This window comes from Novosphingobium sp. Chol11 (assembly GCF_900218065.1).
Classification (GTDB): Bacteria; Pseudomonadota; Alphaproteobacteria; order Sphingomonadales; family Sphingomonadaceae; genus Sphingobium; species Sphingobium agri.
This window is the reverse complement of the sequence record NZ_OBMU01000001.1, coordinates 720,064-739,580: the sequence shown is the minus strand read 5'-3', so window position 1 is coordinate 739,580 and position 19,517 is coordinate 720,064. Positions and strand designations below refer to the sequence as shown.

General features: G+C 63.3%; 18 protein-coding genes. 17 read left to right on the top strand and 1 reads right to left on the bottom strand.

Features of this window, described 5'->3' with window-relative positions:
- Positions 1-3: 3 nt before the first annotated feature.
- The 15 genes from lnt to nhaA all read left to right on the top strand — a co-directional run bounded on the left by lnt (position 4) and on the right by nhaA (position 16,143).
- The gene (gene lnt / locus NCHOL11_RS03715; protein ID WP_097091121.1) at positions 4-1,599 is read left to right on the top strand and encodes an apolipoprotein N-acyltransferase; all 1,596 of its coding nucleotides are present in this window, start codon (positions 4-6) and stop codon (positions 1,597-1,599) included.
- 59 nt (positions 1,600-1,658) lie between these two features.
- Positions 1,659-2,864 carry a methionine adenosyltransferase gene (gene metK, locus NCHOL11_RS03710; RefSeq protein WP_097091120.1) on the top strand — a complete coding sequence of 402 codons (1,206 nt, stop codon included), beginning with the start codon at positions 1,659-1,661 and terminating at the stop codon, positions 2,862-2,864.
- A gap of 178 nt (positions 2,865-3,042) precedes the next feature.
- Positions 3,043-3,738 (top strand): tRNA (guanine(46)-N(7))-methyltransferase TrmB, encoded by a 696-nt coding sequence (gene trmB / locus NCHOL11_RS03705; protein ID WP_097091119.1) that lies wholly within the window; start codon positions 3,043-3,045, stop codon positions 3,736-3,738.
- 722 nt (positions 3,739-4,460) lie between these two features.
- Positions 4,461-4,970, top strand: coding sequence for a curli assembly protein CsgF (locus NCHOL11_RS03700; protein WP_217991042.1), 510 nt, complete (start codon positions 4,461-4,463; stop codon positions 4,968-4,970).
- A 1-nt stretch (position 4,971) separates the two neighbouring features.
- Entirely contained in the window at positions 4,972-6,042 is a 1,071-nt protein-coding gene (locus NCHOL11_RS03695; RefSeq protein WP_255254693.1) for a CsgG/HfaB family protein, read from the top strand.
- Positions 6,043-6,189: 147 nt separating this feature from the next.
- The gene (locus NCHOL11_RS03690) at positions 6,190-8,418 is read left to right on the top strand and encodes a beta strand repeat-containing protein (protein ID WP_097091118.1); all 2,229 of its coding nucleotides are present in this window, start codon (positions 6,190-6,192) and stop codon (positions 8,416-8,418) included.
- Positions 8,419-8,544: 126 nt separating this feature from the next.
- Positions 8,545-9,681, top strand: coding sequence for a hypothetical protein (locus tag NCHOL11_RS03685; RefSeq protein WP_141397803.1), 1,137 nt, complete (start codon positions 8,545-8,547; stop codon positions 9,679-9,681).
- A 60-nt stretch (positions 9,682-9,741) separates the two neighbouring features.
- On the top strand, positions 9,742-11,091 hold the full coding sequence (locus tag NCHOL11_RS03680; protein WP_097091116.1) for a hypothetical protein: 1,350 nt from the start codon (positions 9,742-9,744) through the stop codon (positions 11,089-11,091).
- 42 nt (positions 11,092-11,133) lie between these two features.
- The gene (locus NCHOL11_RS03675; protein WP_141397802.1) at positions 11,134-11,823 is read left to right on the top strand and encodes a hypothetical protein; all 690 of its coding nucleotides are present in this window, start codon (positions 11,134-11,136) and stop codon (positions 11,821-11,823) included.
- 2 nt (positions 11,824-11,825) lie between these two features.
- Positions 11,826-12,188, top strand: a complete 363-nt coding sequence (csgH, locus tag NCHOL11_RS03670) for a curli-like amyloid fiber formation chaperone CsgH (RefSeq protein WP_097091114.1) — start codon at positions 11,826-11,828, stop codon at positions 12,186-12,188.
- Between the two features lie 105 nt (positions 12,189-12,293).
- Positions 12,294-12,992 carry a hypothetical protein gene (locus tag NCHOL11_RS03665; protein WP_141397801.1) on the top strand — a complete coding sequence of 233 codons (699 nt, stop codon included), beginning with the start codon at positions 12,294-12,296 and terminating at the stop codon, positions 12,990-12,992.
- A 245-nt stretch (positions 12,993-13,237) separates the two neighbouring features.
- Positions 13,238-13,816 carry a helix-turn-helix transcriptional regulator gene (locus tag NCHOL11_RS03660; protein ID WP_097091112.1) on the top strand — a complete coding sequence of 193 codons (579 nt, stop codon included), beginning with the start codon at positions 13,238-13,240 and terminating at the stop codon, positions 13,814-13,816.
- A gap of 131 nt (positions 13,817-13,947) precedes the next feature.
- Positions 13,948-14,205 carry a hypothetical protein gene (locus NCHOL11_RS03655; protein WP_097091111.1) on the top strand — a complete coding sequence of 86 codons (258 nt, stop codon included), beginning with the start codon at positions 13,948-13,950 and terminating at the stop codon, positions 14,203-14,205.
- A 110-nt stretch (positions 14,206-14,315) separates the two neighbouring features.
- Entirely contained in the window at positions 14,316-14,756 is a 441-nt protein-coding gene (locus NCHOL11_RS03650; protein WP_097091110.1) for a nuclear transport factor 2 family protein, read from the top strand.
- A gap of 190 nt (positions 14,757-14,946) precedes the next feature.
- Positions 14,947-16,143, top strand: coding sequence for a Na+/H+ antiporter NhaA (gene nhaA / locus NCHOL11_RS03645; protein WP_097091109.1), 1,197 nt, complete (start codon positions 14,947-14,949; stop codon positions 16,141-16,143).
- Here nhaA and NCHOL11_RS03640 read toward each other — a convergent pair.
- Positions 16,121-17,431 carry an SLC13 family permease gene (locus NCHOL11_RS03640; protein WP_097091108.1) on the bottom strand — a complete coding sequence of 437 codons (1,311 nt, stop codon included), beginning with the start codon at positions 17,429-17,431 and terminating at the stop codon, positions 16,121-16,123. The genes nhaA and NCHOL11_RS03640 overlap by 23 nt on opposite strands.
- A 103-nt stretch (positions 17,432-17,534) precedes the next feature.
- Between NCHOL11_RS03640 and NCHOL11_RS03635 the strand changes: the two genes are divergently transcribed.
- Together NCHOL11_RS03635 and NCHOL11_RS03630 are read left to right on the top strand one after the other, a co-directional pair.
- The gene (locus tag NCHOL11_RS03635) at positions 17,535-18,413 is read left to right on the top strand and encodes a hypothetical protein (protein WP_097091107.1); all 879 of its coding nucleotides are present in this window, start codon (positions 17,535-17,537) and stop codon (positions 18,411-18,413) included.
- Positions 18,414-18,505: 92 nt separating this feature from the next.
- Positions 18,506-19,372, top strand: a complete 867-nt coding sequence (locus NCHOL11_RS03630) for an SDR family oxidoreductase (protein WP_097091106.1) — start codon at positions 18,506-18,508, stop codon at positions 19,370-19,372.
- Positions 19,373-19,517: the final 145 nt, after the last annotated feature.

The following is a 19,517-nucleotide window of genomic DNA, read 5'->3' as shown; positions in this document are numbered from 1 at the left end:
CCGATGATGCAGCTGCCCGCCCGCTTCCCAAGGCTCACCGCCCTGCTCGCCGGTTTCGTCGCGGCAACCGGATTTGAACCGCTCAAGCTCTGGCCCGTCACGCTGGCTTGCTTCGCACTCCTCCTGTGGCTGATCGAAAGCGCCCCCACCCGCCGCGCCGCCTTCGCGCGCGGCTGGCTGTTCGGCCTCGGCCACTTCACCCTTGGCCTCAACTGGATCGCCCACGCCTTCACCTTTCAGGAGGCCATGCCGCACTGGTTCGGTTACGGAGCGGTCGTCCTCCTGTCCCTCTACCTCGCGGTTTATCCGGGGCTGGCAACGTTGGGGGCATGGTGGCTGTCTTCCATCCTCCCCTCCCGTAATCGGGAGGGGCCGGGGGTGGGCACCGAGCGCAGCGAGGCAAACAACAACCTCCCCCTTATCCTCCTCTTTGCCGCCACCTGGCTCATCAGCGAGTATCTCCGCGCCCTCGTCTTCACCGGCTTCGCCTGGAACCCGCTCGGCGTCACCCTCCTCCCCACCGGCATCACCATAGCCGCCACAATCATCGGCACCTACGGCGTCGGAGCCCTCGCGATCCTCGCCGCCGGAGCCATCTTCCTCGTCATCAAGCGCCAGTTCGTTCCCGCCGCAGCCATCGCCGTCCCCCTCTGCGCCCTCGCAATCTGGGGCCAACTCACCCAGGCCCCTCCCACCCCCGCAGGCGCCCCGCTGATCCGCGTCGTCCAACCCAACATAGGCCAGGACGAAAAATACTCGCCCGAACTGGAAGAAGCTCACTTCCGCACCCTCGCCGCCCTTTCCGGCCAGCCGCGCCCCGCCCCGCGCCTCATCTTCTGGCCCGAAGCCGCCATCCCCGCCTATCTCGACATGGAACCGCAATGGCGCGCGCGTCTTGCCAGCCTGCTCGGCCCCGGCGACCTGCTGATGACCGGCGCGACCAAGGTCTATTTCAAGCAGGTCGAGAAAGACGGCGTCACCACCAATGCACTCGCGGGAGCCGCCAACAGCCTCTTTATCGTCTCGCCCCAGGCGCAACTGCTCGGCCGCTATGACAAGGCGCATCTCGTCCCATATGGCGAATATCTCCCCATGCGCGCGCTTCTCCAGCCGATCGGCCTCTCCCGCCTTGTCCCCGGAGACGCTGACTTCTGGCCCGGCCCCGGCCCGCAAAGCCTTACCCTCCCCGCCACGCTTGGCCGCCCGCAACTCAGCATGGGCGTCCAGATCTGTTACGAGATCATCTTCTCCGGTCAGGTGATCGACGCGAAGAACCGCCCCGCCTTCCTCTTCAACCCGTCCAACGACGCCTGGTTCGGCAGCTGGGGCCCGGTCCAGCACCTCGCGCAAGCCCGCCTGCGCGCGATCGAAGAAGGCATGCCCATCATCCGCTCCACTCCCACCGGCGTGTCCGCCGTCATCGACGCGCGCGGCCATGTTCAGCGCGCGCTCGGCCTCCACCGCGCCGGATATCTGGAAGGCGCGCTCCCTCCCGCACTCCCGCCGACGCTGTTCGCGCATCTGGGTAACTGGGCGCCGATCCTGTTCATGGCGCTGCTGGCCGGACTGGCCATTGCCATCCGTAGGGTGAAGGGTTAATAGGGCACATAAACTTTTCTTTATGTCGCCTTTCACGCCAGCTGGCTTACGGGAGTCTCATGCGCAGCAACTATCTCTTCACCTCGGAATCCGTCTCCGAAGGCCATCCCGACAAGGTCGCGGACCAGATTTCCGACGCCATCGTCGATCTGTTCCTGTCCAAGGACCCAGAAGCCCGCATCGCCTGTGAAACGCTGACCACCACGCAGCTGGTCGTGCTGGCAGGCGAAATCCGCTGCAAGGGCGTCTACGAAAATGACCAGTGGGCACCCGGCGCGCAGGAAGAGATTGAGCGTACCGTCCGTGAAACCGTAAAGCGCATCGGCTATGAGCAGGACGGCTTCCACTGGGAAACCCTGCGCTTCGAAAACAACCTCCATGCCCAGTCCGCCCACATCGCGCAGGGGGTCGACGCCGCTGGCAACAAGGATGAAGGCGCTGGCGACCAGGGCATCATGTTCGGCTTCGCCTGCGACGAAACGCCCGACCTCATGCCCGCGACCCTGGACTACAGCCACAAGATCCTGGCGAAGATGGCGCATGACCGCCACTCCGGCCGGGCGCCCTTCCTTGAGCCCGATGCCAAGAGCCAGGTCACGCTGCGCTTCGAAAATGGCAAGCCCACCGCCGCCACCGCCATCGTCGTGTCGACCCAGCATGCCGCCGGTTACGACCAGGGCGAAAAGGAAGCGGAACTGAAGGACTATGTGAAGGGCGTCGTCGCCGAAGTCCTGCCCGGCGAGCTGCTCTCCGACGAGACCGTCTATCACATCAACCCCACCGGCAGCTTCGAAATCGGCGGCCCGGATGGTGACGCAGGCCTCACCGGCCGCAAGATCATCGTCGACACCTATGGCGGCGCGTCGCCCCATGGCGGCGGCGCCTTCTCCGGCAAGGACCCGACCAAGGTTGACCGTTCGGCGGCCTACATCACCCGCTATCTCGCCAAGAACATCGTCGCTGCTGGCCTCGCCCGCCGCTGCACGATCCAGCTCGCCTACGCCATCGGCGTCTCCGAACCGCTGTCGCTCTATGTCGACACCCACGGCACCGGCAGCCTCGACGACGCGAAGATCGAGGAAGCGATTCTGTCGATCAAGGAACTGGGCGGCCTCACCCCGCGCGGCATCCGCACCCATCTCGGCCTCAACAAGCCCATCTACCGCCCCACCGCAGCCTACGGCCATTTCGGCCGCAAGGCGGAAGGCGATTTCTTCCCCTGGGAACGCACCGACCTCGTCGAAAAGCTGAAGGCCGCGCTCTAAGCCTCCCTTCTCATCGCATCAAAGGGGCGGCGCGCCGGCAATCCTGCGCGCCGCCCTTTGCTTTTGCCTCATCCCGGCGAATGACGGGATGACGCGCCCTCGACCTCCGTTCGTCCTGAGCCTGTCGAAGGGCGCGCGCCACTTGCCCCGATAGCTCCACCCCGCTAAGCGCCCGCCCATGACCGCGCACAAATCCGGCGACCCCACAACGCTCAACCGCCTCTATGGCCGCCAGTCAGGCCACAAGCTGCGCGCGGGTCAGCAGCAGTTGGTCGACGCCCTCCTCCCCGCCCTCTCCGTGCCCGAAGAGGGCGAAGTCACCGCCGCCAATCTGTTCGGCTATGATCGTCCGCTCCATTTCGAGATCGGCTTTGGCGGCGGCGAACATCTCGCCTACCGCGCCGACTTGCTGCCCGATCATGGCTTCATCGGCTGCGAACCGTTCCTGAACGGCGTCGTCACCGCGCTCGGCCACATCCGCGAGCAGGGCCTGGGCAACATCCGCGTCCACATGGGCGACGCGCTTCAGATCCTCGCGCGCATTCCCGATGGCGGCTTGAGCTTCGTCTACCTCCTCCATCCCGATCCCTGGCCAAAGGCGCGTCATGCCAAGCGTCGCATGATGAACCCGGGCCCGGTGGAAATGATCGCCCGGAAGCTCAAGCCCGGCGGCGAGTTCCGCTTCGGCACCGACCATCCCGTCTATCTGCGCTGGGCGATGATGGTGATGAACGGCCACCCCGATTTCGACTGGCTGGCCAGCGAGCCCAGGGACTTCCTTACCCGCCCCGGCGGCTGGCCCGAAACCCGCTACGAAGCCAAGGCCCGCCGCCTCGGCCATGAAGTCTGGTACTTCCGATACCGCCGCAAGTAAGGCGCTTACCACAGGGCAGGACAGGTCCTGTTGCCGCCTTTTATCGCTTCGACATCCATTCAGCGCGCCGCCGCAACAGCGGGAGCGCATCCCTGTCCATTGCTGCCATAAGGCCAATCATTGCCCGCCAATGGTCTTCGTCCCAACAGCCTGTACCAATTAGAGACGAAGAAGTTTTTTTGCTAAATAATCCTTGTTGCCGTTAACTTTCTTCTCCCTAGGAAAGCCGTGGGTTTGAGCTTCCCAACCCAATATTTCCGGCCAAATCCGGGCTCTACTTAGGCGCCCCTACTCAATTTTGGGTATATATCATTCGTTAGGTCTTTGTTAATTGGCCCCTTAGCGAAGGGTAGACAATAAAAACGAGTCGCCACCCTGCAGCCGACAATTGGATAGCGTGCCGCGGCGAAATTGCGGTCAATGTCCAGTTGCGCCGAAGTTGGGGGGAAGTGGTGTATGCGTAAGAAGAGCCTGATCGTTGGAGGATGCCCCGCATCCACCGATTTCCTGCCTGTTATTTCAGGAAACAATCACCCGTCATCCTGACGAAAATGATCCGGGCCCAGTTTAGGGCTCCTCCTTTCAAATAGCTTCCGCCCCGAACACTTCACCTGTTCGGGCACCCATGACGCGTTCCTCATGCGTGGACCTGCAAAGGCCTCCACGGCCGTGCAGCACCTATGATGCAGTAATAAGGGGCTTGAATAGTGAAACATCTACGATTGGCCACGCTGGCAGTGATCGCGTTGGCGACACCCGCTTCGGCCCAGGAACTGAAGTTCGAGTTCCGAAATCCTTCCTTTGGCGGAAATCCCTTCAATTCCGACCATCTTCTTGCCACAGCGACAGCGCAACGCCCGCCCCAGAAATCAAATGGCGGCGATGGAACCGGCGAACTGACCGAAGCACAACTGTTCGCCCGGCAGATTCAAAGCCGTCTGCTCTCCGCCCTGTCTTCCAGCGTCGTTGAAGCCATTACGGGCTCCGATCCGGGGACTTCGGGAGAATTTACGGTCGGCGACCAGAAGATTTCCTTCGAACGGACGCTGAGCGAAATCCGCCTCAGCATCTTCGACAATTCGACAGGTGAGACGACGGACATCGTCGTCCCGGTGCTCACGCTCAACAACGCCAACGCGAATGCGGCTGCGGCATCCGCCCTCGGAAACAACTCGGTGGAAAGCTCGCTGGCCGCCAGCCTCACCGGCAACACCAGTCTCACGGGGCAATAAGATGAGCATCAGGGGGAATATCGTGAAGCGTTCGGCTGCTGCTGCGCTCGTCGGCTGCATGGCGGCCACTCTTGGGGGGTGTTCGGTCCCGCACGAACTGGTGGCATCCGCCAGCTCCGCGCCGCAGATCGCGCCCGTCACGCCTGTCCAGCGCGACCTCATCTACCTGCCGCCGCCGCCGCAGCCGGTGCCGATCGCCGTGTACAGCTTCACCGACCAGACCGGCCAGCTCAAGCCCTCGGAAAATATCCAGAGCCTGTCGCGCGCCGTGACCCAGGGCGGCACCAGCGTCCTCATCAAGGCGCTGCGCGACGCAGGCAATGGCAACTGGTTCACAGTGGTCGAACGCGAACGGCTCGACAACCTGCTCAAAGAACGTCAGATCATCCGCGAAATGCGCCAGCGCTACCTGGGCGAGGCGGAAACGCCCTCCAGCGTCCTGCCCTCGCTGCTCTTCGCCGGCATCCTGCTCGAAGGCGGCATCATCGGCTATGACAGCAACACCCAGACGGGCGGCATCGGCGCGCGCTTCCTCGGCATCGGCGGCGACATGCAATATCGCCAGAACACCGTCACCGTCTATCTGCGCGCCATCAGCGTGAAGACCGGCGAAGTGCTGGGCAATGTCGTCACGTCGAAGACGGTCGCCTCGGTCGCGCTCAACACCAACGTCTTCAAGTTCGTCGAATTTGACGAACTGCTGGAAGGTGAAGCGGGCGTGTCAGCCAACGAACCGATCCAGATCGCTACGCAGGCCGCGATCGAAAAGGCGGTCTACGCCCTCATCATGGAAGGCGCGCAGCCCGGCGGCCGCCAGCTGTGGAGCTTTGCCGACGCTGCTGCAGGCCAGACCTACCTCAACCATTATAGGGAAGAGAAGGAACGCGCCATCGCCGCCGCCTTCCGCCGCACGGGTCCCTACTACACCGACCCGATCGACGACCCGAAGAAAACCGCACGCGCCAAGGCCGCAAAGCCCCAGGCCCGCGCATCCGGCACCCGTCAGGCCGCACCGGCCAAGGTCGCCGCCCACAACCAACCGAATTCCGCCGGTCAACCAGCCGCGCGGTGAATAAACTCGCCTCCCGAGCGGGGGCAGAGTGTGACGAGCGGGCAGGGAGATCGAAGGCCTGCCCGCCCGGCGCTACCGAACTGGGGAGCCGGTAAGCCTAGCCGCCGCACAACATCGCGGCACTTGAGTTGAAACAGGAGGATTAACATGATCAAGAAGCTTCTTATCGGCGCTTCGGCGCTGGCGCTGACGGCAGGTGCCGCCAACGCGCAGGCCATCTTCGGCACGAAGACCAGCTCAACTGTCGCCAGCCAAGTCGGCAGCGTCAGCAACGCGCCGAGCAACTCGTCGAACAAGTCGGAAGTCACGCAGAACGCCAGCGACAACCTTGCCGACGTTGATCAGACCGGCGGAAATAAGGGCAGCGCTGTAATCGAGCAGGGCCGCGTCGGCGTTTCCAACTCGGGCGCCAACCGCGCTGAAGTCAAGCAGCGCGGCACTGCTGGTGCAAACACCGCAACGGTTCGCCAGATTGGCACCGATGTTGAACCCGGCTTCTCCGGATCGCCGCTCACGTCTGTGCAATTGGGCGGCAAGCGCCAGAACGCGATCATTGACCAGACCAACAATGCTGGTAACCGTCAGAATGACGCCGTGATCTTCCAAGGCGCCGTCAACGCTGGCGGCATCAGCAACTTGGCCAAGGTTTCGCAGGACGGTCAGGGCAACGCAGCAGGCATTCAGCAGGGTGCATTCGCAGGCAACCCCTACACCCGTGAAGAAGATGGTCGTATGCAGGCTACCATCACCCAGAAGGGCAACGACAACACCGCCCAGACTGCGCAGGGCGAAGTCGACAAGTCCGACACCGTTCAGACCGGCAACCGCAACAAAGCCTACGTCAGCCAGTCGCCGACCCTGAACGCTGTGGAAGTGAACCGCGACACCTTCGGTCGCACCAGCGACGTCAACCAGCTGGGCAGCGACAATGAAACCTATGTCATCCAGACCGGATTTGACGCCATCAACGACGTCGATCAGCTGGGCGACCGTAACATCGCCTCGGTGACGCAGAGCGGTAATTCCAACTCTGGCTATTCTGCCGATAGCAAAGTCCGTCAGGACGGCGATCGCAATGACGCCGATGTAAAGCAGTCGGCCAATGCTAAGAGCGTTGCCGATCAGGACGGCGACCGCAACGCGGTCCGCGTCGATCAGAGCGGCGCTCGCGCTAACAGCGACATCGACCAGAATGGCGACCGGCACCGCGCCACCGTCACGCAATCCGGCGCTTTCGCGGACAGCGAAGTCACCCAGAATGGCGCTCGCAACACTGCTTCGGTAACCCAGCAGGCTGCCAGTGGCACCAGCACCGTGACCCAGTCCGGCAGCAATTTCTTTGGCATTTTTCAGAACCACAACGCCACCGTTCTCCAGACGGCCGGAGCTGTAGGGGCGGATAGCGACATCACCCAGACGGGCAGCCTGCACACCGCTAATGTGACCCAGAACGGCGCTGCTGCCGACAGCGACGTCATCCAAAACGGAACGGCCCAGAACGCTCTCGTCGTTCAGGGTGGTGCCAACACCAAGAGCTTGGTTACCCAGAGCGGCAGTCTGCATAACGCCGATGTCAACCAGGGCGCAGTAGACGCGCAGAGCACCGTCACCCAGTCGGGTAACGGCTTCCTCAACGCTGGCCATAATGCTGTCGTTCGTCAGAATGTAGGCGCAGATCGCGCCAAGAGCACCGTCACGCAGAGCGGTGGTTCGGTCGTCTTTGGCGGCAGCACGGCTCTTGTGAACCAGCTGAATGGCGCAACCGACTCGCAGAGCGACGTCACGCAGAACGGCTGGCTGAATCTGGCCATTGTCAACCAGTCCGGCGCGAATGGTGTCAGCTTCATCGATCAGATCGGTGATCGCAACAACGCCACCCTCAACCAGTCTGGCGCATTTGCTTCGAGCGACGTAGACCAGAATGGCTCGCGTAACACCGCCACTGTTACGCAGACGGCGAACGGAACTGGCACGAACTTCGCTTCCAGTACCGTCGATCAGGTTGGCAATCAGCACCGCGCGACCGTCACTCAGTATGCGGTAGCCACTAGCAATGTTCGCCAGTTTGGCGGCAACGGCAACGCTGCGACCGTCACGCAGAACCTGGATGCCACTGGCGCACTCAGCAATGTGACCCAGAACGGCTACACCAACACGGCTGAAGTTACCCAGGGCGGCCTCAGTGCCAACAGCCTGATCAACCAGACGGGTGACAACAACAAGTCGTTCGTCACTCAGAACGCCCTGAACGTCGACAGCATCGTCAAGCAGGCAGGTGATCTGAACACCGCAACCGTGCTGCAGAACACCAACAACTTGTCCTACAGCACGATCTCGCAGAACGGCAACGGCAACGTCGCCAACGTCTCGCAGTAATCGCGCACAAGAAGTGCGGGGCGGCGTCATGCCGTCCCGCATCCTTCTCCTCAGCAAAGCGGCGGCTTTGTTCAGGTGAAGGATGATCGGCCAGCCAAGGGCCAGAATGCCGAGAAGGAGCATGACATGCGGATGACAGGCAGTTGGACGCGCAAGGCGCGCTTGATCGCGGCGCTGGGTTCAGCAACGATGGCTGCGGTCGCCACATGCTCCGGCGCGAAAGCCCAGTCGGTCGCCTTTATCGAGCAGGTGGGCGACTATAATCAAACCAGCATCGACCAGAGCGGCGCGACCGGATCGACGGCGCGGGCTCAGACGAAGGGGTCTGAGAACCTTCTCGACCTGACCCAGAGCGGCCAAGGCAATCGCGCGGTCGTGTCGGTCACCGGCAACCGCAACGGGAGGGGGGATGTCGTAGGAGGAATTGGCCGCACGATGGCTTTTGAACCGAAGAAACTAACCGGATTCGCTCGAGGCAGTTTCAAGGTTAAGCACGCCAACAACGGCCAAGGCGATCCCTGCGGTGAGGGGCATGGCCGTGGCGTTGGGAACCCGTGCGAGAGCAATAACGGCAACGATGGCGAGAACGGCAATGCAGGGCTCAAAGCGCTTCGATCATCCGCCACCCTCACCCCACTCGCCAACCTCGAATCCGGCGTTATCCGCCAGTCGGGCGAGCGCAACTTTGCAGGCGTTCTGATCAAGGGCGACAGCAACGACTTCCACGTGTCGCAGCTGGGCAACGACAACAAGGCGGCGCAGGCCGTCTCCGGCGCGTTCAATCAGGCCGCCATCGTGCAGGGCACGCCCAATGGCGCGACCGGCAGCGGCAACAGCGCCGTCCAGGTTCAGCACGGCGGCTTCAACTCGGCCTATGCGCACCAGGCCGGTAACAACAATATCGCCGTACAGGTCCAGGCCGGAAATGGCGGGACTACCGAAGCATGGGCGGAAACCGCGCTAGCCTCCGCCGGTACGCTCGGCGCGGCTGCGGGCAACGCCAATTACACCCAGTCGGCCGAAGCGGTGCTCGCCAGCTACAGTGCGCGCGGCAATGGCACGAAAAACAGCATCACGCTTCAGCAGAATGACGACAACAATATTGCCCTGCTCGGCCAGTTCGGCGACAACAACAGCATCGCCCTGCGCCAGCCGGGCAATGCGACTGCCGCCATCACTCAGATCGGCAACAATCATAGCATCGGCATAGAACAGCAGGCCGGCACCAACGGCGTAAGCGCGATCAGCGTCACCCAATATTGACCGCTCGGCCCGGTCTGACGGGCCAGCTCATCCAACCGCTACGGGCTCAGGAGCAACAAGATGCGCAAAAGGAACGATCTCTGGCTGCTCGGCGCGGCTGTTTCCTTGAGCCTGCCGCTGGCCATCCACGCCGCCGCTCAAACCATCACCGCAGGCGACGGCATCCTCGTGACCGACATCCAGATCGCCGACACGCCGCAAAGCTTCATCCAGGATCAGGTCCTCGCCAACGCGCTCGGCAAGTCGCAGGACGCCGGGCTCGTCAGCGACAATGTGCCTGACCGCAGCGACGTGCGCGGCTTCAACAAGGGCGATGTTCGCGGCGCCATCATCTCGGCCTTCAACTCCAGCGCATCGTCGATCATCGGCAATTTCAACCTTGATGAGGTGCCTGGGCTCCAGTTCGATACCCCAGGCAACAAGGCGGCGGTCGAGCAGGATGGCCTGCGCAACCTCGCCAATATCAACCAGGCTGCGGGCAATGCAGGCTGGTCCGTCGTCAACCAGGCGGGTGAGGACAATGCGACCCTTATTGAACAGGCCGACACCCGCGCGCCGGGCCAGCGCTCGCTCAACCGCGCTTATGTCGGGCAAGTGGGCTCGGCGATCGGCTCGGGCGGCCTGCTTTATTCCAACTATGGCCGCATCCAGCAGACCCATCGCAGCTTCGACCTGTCGGCAGGCGCGTTCAGCGGCAACAACCTCGCCAACAATGCGACCATTCAGCAGGGCGGCTTCCGCGACATCAGCCTGCGCGAAGTCCCGGTGCAGTTCAACGCCGTCGCCGCGCGCAACGACGCCCTGATCGAGCAGGAGGGTGCGGAAAACGACGCCGTCATCCAGCAGGGCGCGGAAAGCCCCAACACCTTCGCCTTCGAAGTCGGCGACACGATCGGCCGAAACAATCGCGCCATCGTCCGGCAGGTCGGCTATGGCAACCGGGGCGTCATTCTTCAGGAAGACGACGCCAACGCCATCACCCATCAATATGGCTCCGACAATCTCGCCTTCGTCCGGCAGGATGGCGATGTCGTCGATGGCGGCCAATACAGCCTGATCGAACAGGGCCGCCTGGAAAATGGCGATGTGTCGGGCAACTTCGCCTCCGTGTTCCAGCGCGGTATCCTTCAGGAATCGACCATCCGCCAGAACAGCAACGGCAATGACGCCCATGTCTACCAGACCGCCGAGTCCGGCTATGCCAAATCCACGATCGAGCAGGGCGGCGGCAACGGCAATTACGCCAGCGTCCTGCAAAGCGCCGTCGCGGGCACCGTCGACATGGCGGTAGTCAGCCTGATCTCCCAGACCGGCGCCAGCAACGAAGCCTTTGTGTCGCAACGCACCGCCGGCAGCTACAGCAGCGTCGCCCAGACCGGCGACCGCAATTTTGCGCAGGTCCGGCAATAGGCTATATTGAAGCGGCACCCTGCGTCCTGAACCGTGAGCGAAATGTCTATGCGAACCCTATTGTTGATCACGGTTCTTCTGGCCGGGGGAACATCCGCGCTCGCCCAGCGCAGTGACCTGGCGGTTGAGCAGCTGCCGACCCATTCCTCAGGCCGCGCGGTGCCGCAGGTCGGCGCGGCAAGCGCCTCGGACCAGATCTCGTCGAGCGCCTCCCAGGCCCCCGCGCTTCAGGGCCAGCTCTCCTCATCGCGCACCGGCCGCGAGCCAGCATTGCGCCAGATTGCCCCCCGCGCCGCCGGATCTGCCCCCACGTCTCAGCTTGCCGACCGCAACGTGAACCCCCGCATAAACGCCCTGCCCCCGGGGCTGGTCGACGCCTGTGCCCGCGCGGCCGAAGGCAGGGGCGAACCGCCCAAGGGCGTGGACTGCAACAGCGTGATCGAGGCTGCACCGCCCCCGCCGCCGATATCCGCGGAAGAAGCCCTGCTCACAAGCGATGAAGAGCGGGCGTCGCAGCGCGTCGCCAGCGAACAGCAGTCACGCGGTCGCGCGCCCGATGCCGGAGAGGTCGCGCGGCGGCTGAGCTCCGGCGATGTTTCCAATTCGCCCGTCGCGCAGGCCGTCGCGGCGCAGGCGGCCTCGGACTCGATCGCCAACTCGACGCCTGCCCCCAATGGTCAGCCCGTCATCGTGCCCGGCGGCGGTTCCGTCGTCGTGCCGGGAAGGAACTGACGATGATCCGCACCATCCTGCCCCTCATTGCCGGAATGATGATGACCGTCTCCGCCCACGCCGCCGAACCCGAACTGAAGGCGCGCATCCTGGTCGAGGACGCGCCTAATGCCGCCAAGCGGTTCGTGGGCTATGTCACGGCGCAACAACCGTTCGAAGGCCGCTATGAACTGGTCGGTGAAAAGAAGGGCGTTGCCGGCAATGCAAAGGTCAAGCAGGCAGGCGTGGTAAAGGCTGCCCCGCATCAACTGGTGCGCCTTTCCCATCTGGCTTTCGGTTCGATCGCGGCGGACGACCATTATACGATCCAGCTCAAAATCTATCGCGGCAAGGACTTGGCCGCCCAGGACCAGATCGTCAAATAGCCGCTAACACTTTGTTATGCATAACAGCCTACTAACGCTGAACTAACGATATCTTCACGGCCCAGCCCATAAACCTACCTCCGGGGACATATGCCGGAGGACGTAATGGCGCACACATATGGACGGGTTGATGGCAGGAAGTGCCTCGCGATTTTGGGCCTGTCGGCCGCGCTTCTTTACCAGGGATCCGCTTTCGCCGCGCAATCGGATATATTGATCGATCAGATCGGCCAGCGCCCTGCCTGGTCTTCCCCGATCGTCGGCCAGATCGTTTCGCCCACGGCTGGAAACGCGTTCGTGTCGCAGGCTCAGCCGCAACAGCAGGCGATCGACGCCGCTTTCCAGGCCAATTCGGGCGGCCTGTCCTTCGCTCAGGCTGCGAGTGCTGACCAGCTTTCTCAAAATCTCTCCTCATCGGGCGCGCCCGTCGAAATGGCTTTCCTGGGCTACGGCCTGGATCTGGGACGGTATCTGCGCAGCGGCACCGGCTCCTACGAAGCTACGGACGCGCAGGGCAACAGCCTGCAGCAGGATTGGCGCGGCGAAGGCAATATCCAGTTCGCCTCGCAGGAAGGCTCGAACAACCGCGCCGTCCAACAGCAATATGGCGTCGGCAACGTCTCCGTCCTGCTTCAGCGCGGCACCGGCAATGTCGGCGAAATCCTGCAATCCTCGACGCAGGGCGTCGCCACATTGCTGCAATCCGGCGACCGCAACAGCGCCACGATCGTCCAGGGAACAGCGGCCAGTTTCGCCAGCGTCTCGCAAAGCGGCATCGCGAACATCGTCGCGATCCGCCAATAAACGCCGCATAACCGTCCACGGCAAATGGGCTCAGCTGCTTTCGTGAGGGGAGCAACTGAGCCCACTTGGACGAGCTAGATCAAGTAAGGCCGGATCCTAGTAGAAGATTTTCCAGATCTCTGAAATATTACCGCCCGGTCATTTTCTTGAAATTCAAATATAGAATTGGTCCCAATCGTTAAGATATTGCCACGCATCTTTTTACCTTTTAGGGCATTTCCGTCTTCAGTTTTTACTGTTCGGCTATGGTGGGGATGCTGCAAACCAGTCTTGAGCCTTTCGATGCGCTCGCCCTCGGGTGGATCTCCGCTGATTTCAGAGGACGTCTCATCATCGATTCACTATATCACATCCAATGGTGGAATGATGAGGGCAGACGCGCGATAGAAGCCAGTGAGATATTGCACGAAGAAGCAGGACAACTGCTAGTCGACGCCAGCCTCCGCACCAAATTGTCATCCTTTTTGTCCGATCTCAAATCGCAAGCCGAAACCGGAATACTGACCGTCAAGGATGGCGACGGCCATTTCGTGATGTTTGGTCATCATGAACCCTCGACCGGCATGTTCTGCCTCGAAGTCAGCTGCTCCCATGCCGAAAAGCGCATCATGTTCGCCGATTTCGGAAGTATCTACGGATTGACCGAAAGCGAAACGCAAGCGGCTCTGGCGCTGTTTCGGGGCAAGACAGTCGTTGAAATCGCGCAGGACAGGAACGTATCGGTCGACACGGTTCGCACCCAGGTCCGAAAATTATACGGAAAGATCGGCGCCCAGTCCCGCGAGAAACTCTTCAAGATGCTGATGCCCTTCCGTATCACCTGATCAGCGGCCATATCTGTTCTCCCGGGCCGTTTATCGCCCGATGCGCCTGCCCTGGCTTGGCGAAGGTCCGCTTTCCTCCTTCCCATTCTTCCCAAATCCGATAGGGACGATGATCAAACTGGAGCTGTTCCATGACCGATCATCCCACATCCGCCATTCCCTGGGATCTGCCTGCAACCTTGATCGACCTTGAAGGACGGGCGCCGCTCATCGGCACGATCCGCGACTGCGCCCAACATTTCGCCATGTTCAAACCGCATGCGCGGGAACAAGCGCGCGTCCTTCTTACCCAGCCTATCCATCGGATCGGCCGCAAGACGCGCACCTGGGTCCTTGAGCCCTTCGAAATCGAGCAGTTGGCCGACCGGTTGCGCACCGAAACGCACTGACGGCTGCGCTCCACGATCGCGCAACACGCATTTACGACGCTGCTTGCGAAGGCCGATCCTCCGCCTATGCTCGATTCCATTGGAGAGGATGCTGAAGGAAAGGATTGCCGATGAACCTGGAAAGCTTGCTGGCGGAGCGGGAGATCGGACGCGCGCTCTATGCCTTCGCCCGCGCCATGGATGAGCGCGACTGGCAGGCAATCGGCTCGGTCATGGCAGAGGATGCAACCGCCGACATGGGAACAGGCCCGCTCAACGGTCGTGAGGAGGTGATCGCGCTGATGCGCTCCTTCCTCGACGATTGCGGGCCGACCCAGCATCTTCTGGGCAACCTCGTCATCGATGTCACCGGGGATCAGGCGACCAGCCGCTGCTATGTCACCGACATGCACAAAGGCATGGGCGACAAGGGTCACCTGACCTTCTCCACCCTCGGCGAATATCATGATCGCTGGCAGAAGGTGGACGGTCACTGGCAGATGGTTCACCGCACGAAACTGAACCGCGCCCATATCGGCAGCATCGAAGTGCTGGGGCCGGGCCCGGCCTGATCTTTTCAGCAAGGATCGGCTGGCACAATGCTCGCTCGTCCTCTCGCAGACGGGCGGCCCTCCTCCACATTGGCCGCTAGAGCGCGCTGCCTTCAATCGGACGCAGGTCGCGCGCTCCAGTTTTGTTATCGCATCCTTTCAAGCGCGAAACCGGTTCCCACCTTTGCGCACGATGCTCTAGGAACCTCCCATGAGCGTTCCTTCCCTTGTCGCCCGCCCCCTCTCCATGATGCGCGCTTTCCTTGCGGCGGAAGCGGCGGGCGGCATCATCCTGATAGGCGCGGCGGCTTTGGGAATGCTGATCGCCAACTCCGCCCAATCGGCCACTTATTTCCATGCGCTCCACATCGATATCGGCGGGCTCAGCCTGCTGCACTGGATCAACGATGGCTTGATGGCGCTCTTCTTCGTGGTGGTGGGGCTGGAGATCAAGCGGGAGGTTCTGGACGGACAGCTCGCCCGATGGCCCGATCGCCTGCTGCCGGGGCTCGCGGCGGCTGCGGGCGTCGTCGTCCCCGCCCTCATCTACATCGCCGTCAATCGGGGGGACGCGATCGGCATGCGCGGCTGGGCGATTCCCGCTGCGACCGACATCGCCTTTGCGCTCGGCGTGCTGGCCCTGCTCGGCCGCCGCGTGCCGGGGTCGCTCAAGATTTTCCTGACCGCCGTCGCGATCATCGACGACCTGATCGCCGTCCTCATCATCGCGCTTTTCTACAGCGAACAACTGAGCCTCCTGCCCCTCGCCCTGGCCGCAGCGGGCCTCGTCTGCCTCGCCCTCTGCAATCGCGCTGGGGTCAACCAGCTTTGGCCTTATCTGCTGATCGGCCTCTTCGTCTGGTTCTGCGTCCTTCAATCCGGCATCCATGCCACGCTGGCAGGCGTCGCCGTCGCGATGACCATCCCCTTGGCGCGCACGCCCGCCGCGCCCGACGACCAGCATTCGCCCCTGTCCCGGCTGGAACATGGCCTGCATCCCTGGGTCGCCTATGCCATCGTGCCGCTGTTCGGCTTCGCCAATGCGGGCGTGGCATTGACCGGCTTTTCCTTGCCCGACCTTGCAGCGCCTGTGCCGCTCGGCATCGCGCTCGGCCTGTTCGCGGGCAAGCAGGTCGGCATCTTCGGCGCGGTCTGGCTCCTGTCCCGCCTCGGCTGGGTCAGCCGCCCGGCGCATGCCAGCTGGACGCAGGTCTATGGCGTCGCCCTGCTCTGCGGCATCGGCTTCACCATGAGCCTCTTCATCGGCGGCCTCGCCTTTGCCGCGCACCCCCATGAAAGCGACGCCGCCAAGCTCGGCATCCTGCTGGGCTCGCTTGCGTCCGCCACCGCCGGTTACCTCCTGCTACGGTTGGCGCCCGGCCCGATCAGAACGGAAAAAACACGCTGATCGCAGCAATCGCGACGACACAGGTGATGATGTTGAGCGGCAGGCCCACCCGCACGAAATCCATGTAGCGATATCCGCCCATCTGATAGACGATGACATTGGTCTGATAGCCAAAGGGCGTGGCGAAGGCCGCGCTCGCCGACATCATCACCGCGACCAGGAACGGGCGTGGGCTGACCGCCAGGCTGTCGGCCAGCGCCACCGCGACCGGCGTCACCAGCACCGCCACCGTCGCGTTCGAGAGCAGCTCCGTCAGCACCATCGTGACAAGATACAGCACCACCAGCGCGATCAGCGGGCTCAGCCCGTGAACGCTGCCGATCAGCATGCGCGAGGCATCCGCCGCCAGCCCGCTCTGTTCCATCGCGATCCCGATCACCACCATCCCCGCGATCAGGATCAGGATCTGCGGCCGCAGCCCGCTATAGGCCTCGTCCGCGCTGATCACCCGCAGCAGGATCAGCAACACCGCCCCTGCAAAGGCGCTCGCCGCGATCGGCGCGACATCGATCGCCGCCAGCCCGACCGCCGCCGCGAACACGCTGAGTGCGATCGCCGCCTTTGCGGGGTTCAGCGGCCGGGGCTCGGCGAACACCGCCGGGTCGCCCACCTGCGCGCTGTACACATGGGACGCGTCGATCGGCTGCGCTTCGCCTTCCCGCTCATCCGCTTCATGCCGTCCGCCCAGCAGCCTCTTGCTGAACAGGAACAGGTACAGCCCGCCCGCCAGCGCCATCGGCACGCCCACCGGCGTAATTTCGAAAATGCCGAAGCGCGGCTGCCCGGCCACGCTGGCCATATCATCGACCAGCAGGTTGGTGGACGTCCCGATCAGGGTGCAGCATCCGGTCAATATGGTGATGTAGGACAGCGGCATCAGGAACCGCTTGGGCGACAGGCGCAGCGCATTGGCGACGTCGCGCACCACCGGCGCGCCCAGCACGACGATCGGCGTCGAATTAAGGAAGCAGGACACCGCGCCGATCATCGACAGCAGCAGCCACATGCCGGTCGCGCCCATCCGCTTGCACATCGACACCGCCATGGCGATCGCCCGGTCGAGCAGGCCCGACAGCTCCAGCGCATAGGCAATGACGAACAGCGACGCGAGCGCGATGATCGCCGGGCTCGCAAAAGCGCCCTGCACATCGACGGGCCGCACGACGCCGGTCATCAGCAGCACCGCCGCGCCGGACAGGGCGACGACATCGGCGCGCACCTTGTCCCATATCAGCGCGGCGACGACGGCGGCCAGCACCAGCAGCGTCAGAACTTGGTCAATCGTCATGCGCCCCCTGCCTCGTGCCTGCTGCCGCCCCTGTCAACGCAGCAAGGCGGAAAAAGGGCGATTATCCTCTGGAGAAGGAGGACTTTTTTGCTATCAAAGGCTTATGCGTGAACCCAGTGCCCGGACCAGCCGGCTCGCCATAGCCGCGGGGTTGGCCGCTTTCATCGCCATCGGCGCGGGCGGATTCCTGCTGGGCCGTGTCACCGCGCCCAAGGCTCCGCCGCCCGCCCCCGCGCCCGTCGCGGTCATTCCGCCGCCCATCCCCGTCCTGCCGCAATCGCCCCGCCTCTGGGGCCGTGCGGAGATCGCCGATCTCGCCCGCCGCGCCGCCGATGCCCTGTCGTCGGGCAAGCCGCTGCCCGCCGACATCGCCGGGGCGGTAGGGCAGCGGTTCGAGCTTTCCCTTCCCTTCGGCTGCTCCGGGGAGGCGGACAAGGATAGCGCCGCCCCCATGCGCTGGCGCTATGATGAGGGGGCCGGAGTCTTGCGCGTCCATGCCATGCCGGTCGCGTGGAAGGCCGCCGACTTCGAACTTCCCCCCGGCGGCGATGGCTATGATGCCGAGGGGTTCTGGATGGAGCGTCCGTGGTCCACCAGCGACGAATGCCCCGCCGCGCCCAGGACAGCCTCTCCCGATCAGCAAGCCCCTGCGCCAGCACCCGACCAGACCCTCGCCCTCGCCCAATTCGGCCAGAATGACGGCAACGACCTCTGGCGCCAGGGCCGCCCTTTCGAGAAGGTGCTGCGCCTCGCCCCGGAAGATTTCGCCGCCTCCCGTGGTCTCAGGCTCCGCCTCATCGGCCGGATCGAGCAGGTGCCGGGCAACGGCCCCGTCCACTGCGTCCAGCCGGCAGGCGTGGAACAGCGCCCCGCCTGCGTCGTCGCCGTCTCCTTGCGCGAAGTGCGCATGGAAATGCCGGGCGCCGACGCACCGCTCGCCATCTGGGAAAATCGCGGCGCGGCGGGCTCGGCCGGGCACTGAAAGCCACCCGTTCACCCGATCTCGCGCTCCGGCGCGCAACGCCATGAACCATCTCCCCTGCCAAAGTGTTGGCCGGGAAAAGGAGATGCGCCATGCCCGACACCCAATCCGACAATCATGAAGAGATGATCCACGAAGACGGCTTGCCCGGTCACGAAAGCAAGCTGGAGCCCAAGCCCGAATGGGAACCCCGCTATCCCGGCTCCGGCCGCCTCGCAGGAAAGGTCGCCCTGATCACCGGCGCGGACAGCGGCATCGGCCGCGCGGTCGCCGCCCTCTACGCCCGCGAAGGCGCGGACATCGCTATCCTCTACCTCTGCGAACATGACGACGCGAAGAAAACCGCCCAGATCGTCGAAGGCGAAGGACAACAGGCCCTCACCATCGCCGGAGACATTGGCGAAAAATCCTTCTGCGACGATGCCGTGAAACAAATCATCGACCGCTTCGGCCGCCTCGACATCCTCGTCAACAATGCCGGTGAACAGCATCCCGATCAGGACATCACCGACATTACCGAGGAACAGCTGCGCCGCACCTTCCAAACCAACATCTTCGGCATGTTCTTCCTGACGCAAGCTGCCCGACCGCACCTCAAAAAAGGCGCGGCGATCGTCAACAGCACCAGCGTTACCATGTATCAGGGCTCATCGGAACTGCTCGATTATTCGAGCACCAAGGGCGCGATCACCGCCTTCACCCGCAGCCTGTCGGAAAATCTCGTGAAAGACGGCATCCGCGTCAACGCCGTCGCCCCCGGCCCCATCTGGACCCCGCTCAACCCATCAGGCGGCGCAAGCCCGGAAAAGCTCGAACATTTCGGCGAATCCGTACCCATGGGCCGCCCCGGCCAACCCAACGAAGTCGCCCCCGCCTTCCTCTTCCTCGCCTGCGAGGACTCCAGCTACATGTCGGGACAAGTCCTGCACCCCAATGGCGGCACGATCGTGAATGGGTGAGTGAGATACAACATTTCCCTCTCCCCTTTAGGGGTCGGCTAGAGGCACGTGACTCTGGCCGAGGTGCCGAGCGTAGCGAAGGCGGGAGAGGGGAACACAAAGCACATCCGTCGCCCCCTCTCCCCAGCCCTCTCCCCTAAAGGGG

Bases quoted from the DNA above. Each gene is read 5' to 3' on its own strand.
- lnt (WP_097091121.1), top strand. From the start codon at position 4: ATGATGCAGCTGCCCGCCCGCTTCCCAAGGCTCACCGCCCTGCTCGCC.
- metK (WP_097091120.1), top strand. From the start codon at position 1,659: ATGCGCAGCAACTATCTCTTCACCTCGGAATCCGTCTCCGAAGGCCAT.
- trmB (WP_097091119.1), top strand. From the start codon at position 3,043: ATGACCGCGCACAAATCCGGCGACCCCACAACGCTCAACCGCCTCTAT.
- NCHOL11_RS03695 (WP_255254693.1), top strand. From the start codon at position 4,972: ATGAGCATCAGGGGGAATATCGTGAAGCGTTCGGCTGCTGCTGCGCTC.
- NCHOL11_RS03690 (WP_097091118.1), top strand. From the start codon at position 6,190: ATGATCAAGAAGCTTCTTATCGGCGCTTCGGCGCTGGCGCTGACGGCA.
- NCHOL11_RS03685 (WP_141397803.1), top strand. From the start codon at position 8,545: ATGCGGATGACAGGCAGTTGGACGCGCAAGGCGCGCTTGATCGCGGCG.
- NCHOL11_RS03680 (WP_097091116.1), top strand. From the start codon at position 9,742: ATGCGCAAAAGGAACGATCTCTGGCTGCTCGGCGCGGCTGTTTCCTTG.
- NCHOL11_RS03675 (WP_141397802.1), top strand. From the start codon at position 11,134: ATGTCTATGCGAACCCTATTGTTGATCACGGTTCTTCTGGCCGGGGGA.
- csgH (WP_097091114.1), top strand. From the start codon at position 11,826: ATGATCCGCACCATCCTGCCCCTCATTGCCGGAATGATGATGACCGTC.
- NCHOL11_RS03665 (WP_141397801.1), top strand. From the start codon at position 12,294: ATGGCGCACACATATGGACGGGTTGATGGCAGGAAGTGCCTCGCGATT.
- NCHOL11_RS03660 (WP_097091112.1), top strand. From the start codon at position 13,238: ATGGTGGGGATGCTGCAAACCAGTCTTGAGCCTTTCGATGCGCTCGCC.
- NCHOL11_RS03655 (WP_097091111.1), top strand. From the start codon at position 13,948: ATGACCGATCATCCCACATCCGCCATTCCCTGGGATCTGCCTGCAACC.
- NCHOL11_RS03650 (WP_097091110.1), top strand. From the start codon at position 14,316: ATGAACCTGGAAAGCTTGCTGGCGGAGCGGGAGATCGGACGCGCGCTC.
- nhaA (WP_097091109.1), top strand. From the start codon at position 14,947: ATGAGCGTTCCTTCCCTTGTCGCCCGCCCCCTCTCCATGATGCGCGCT.
- NCHOL11_RS03640 (WP_097091108.1), bottom strand. From the start codon at position 17,431: ATGACGATTGACCAAGTTCTGACGCTGCTGGTGCTGGCCGCCGTCGTC.
- NCHOL11_RS03635 (WP_097091107.1), top strand. From the start codon at position 17,535: ATGCGTGAACCCAGTGCCCGGACCAGCCGGCTCGCCATAGCCGCGGGG.
- NCHOL11_RS03630 (WP_097091106.1), top strand. From the start codon at position 18,506: ATGCCCGACACCCAATCCGACAATCATGAAGAGATGATCCACGAAGAC.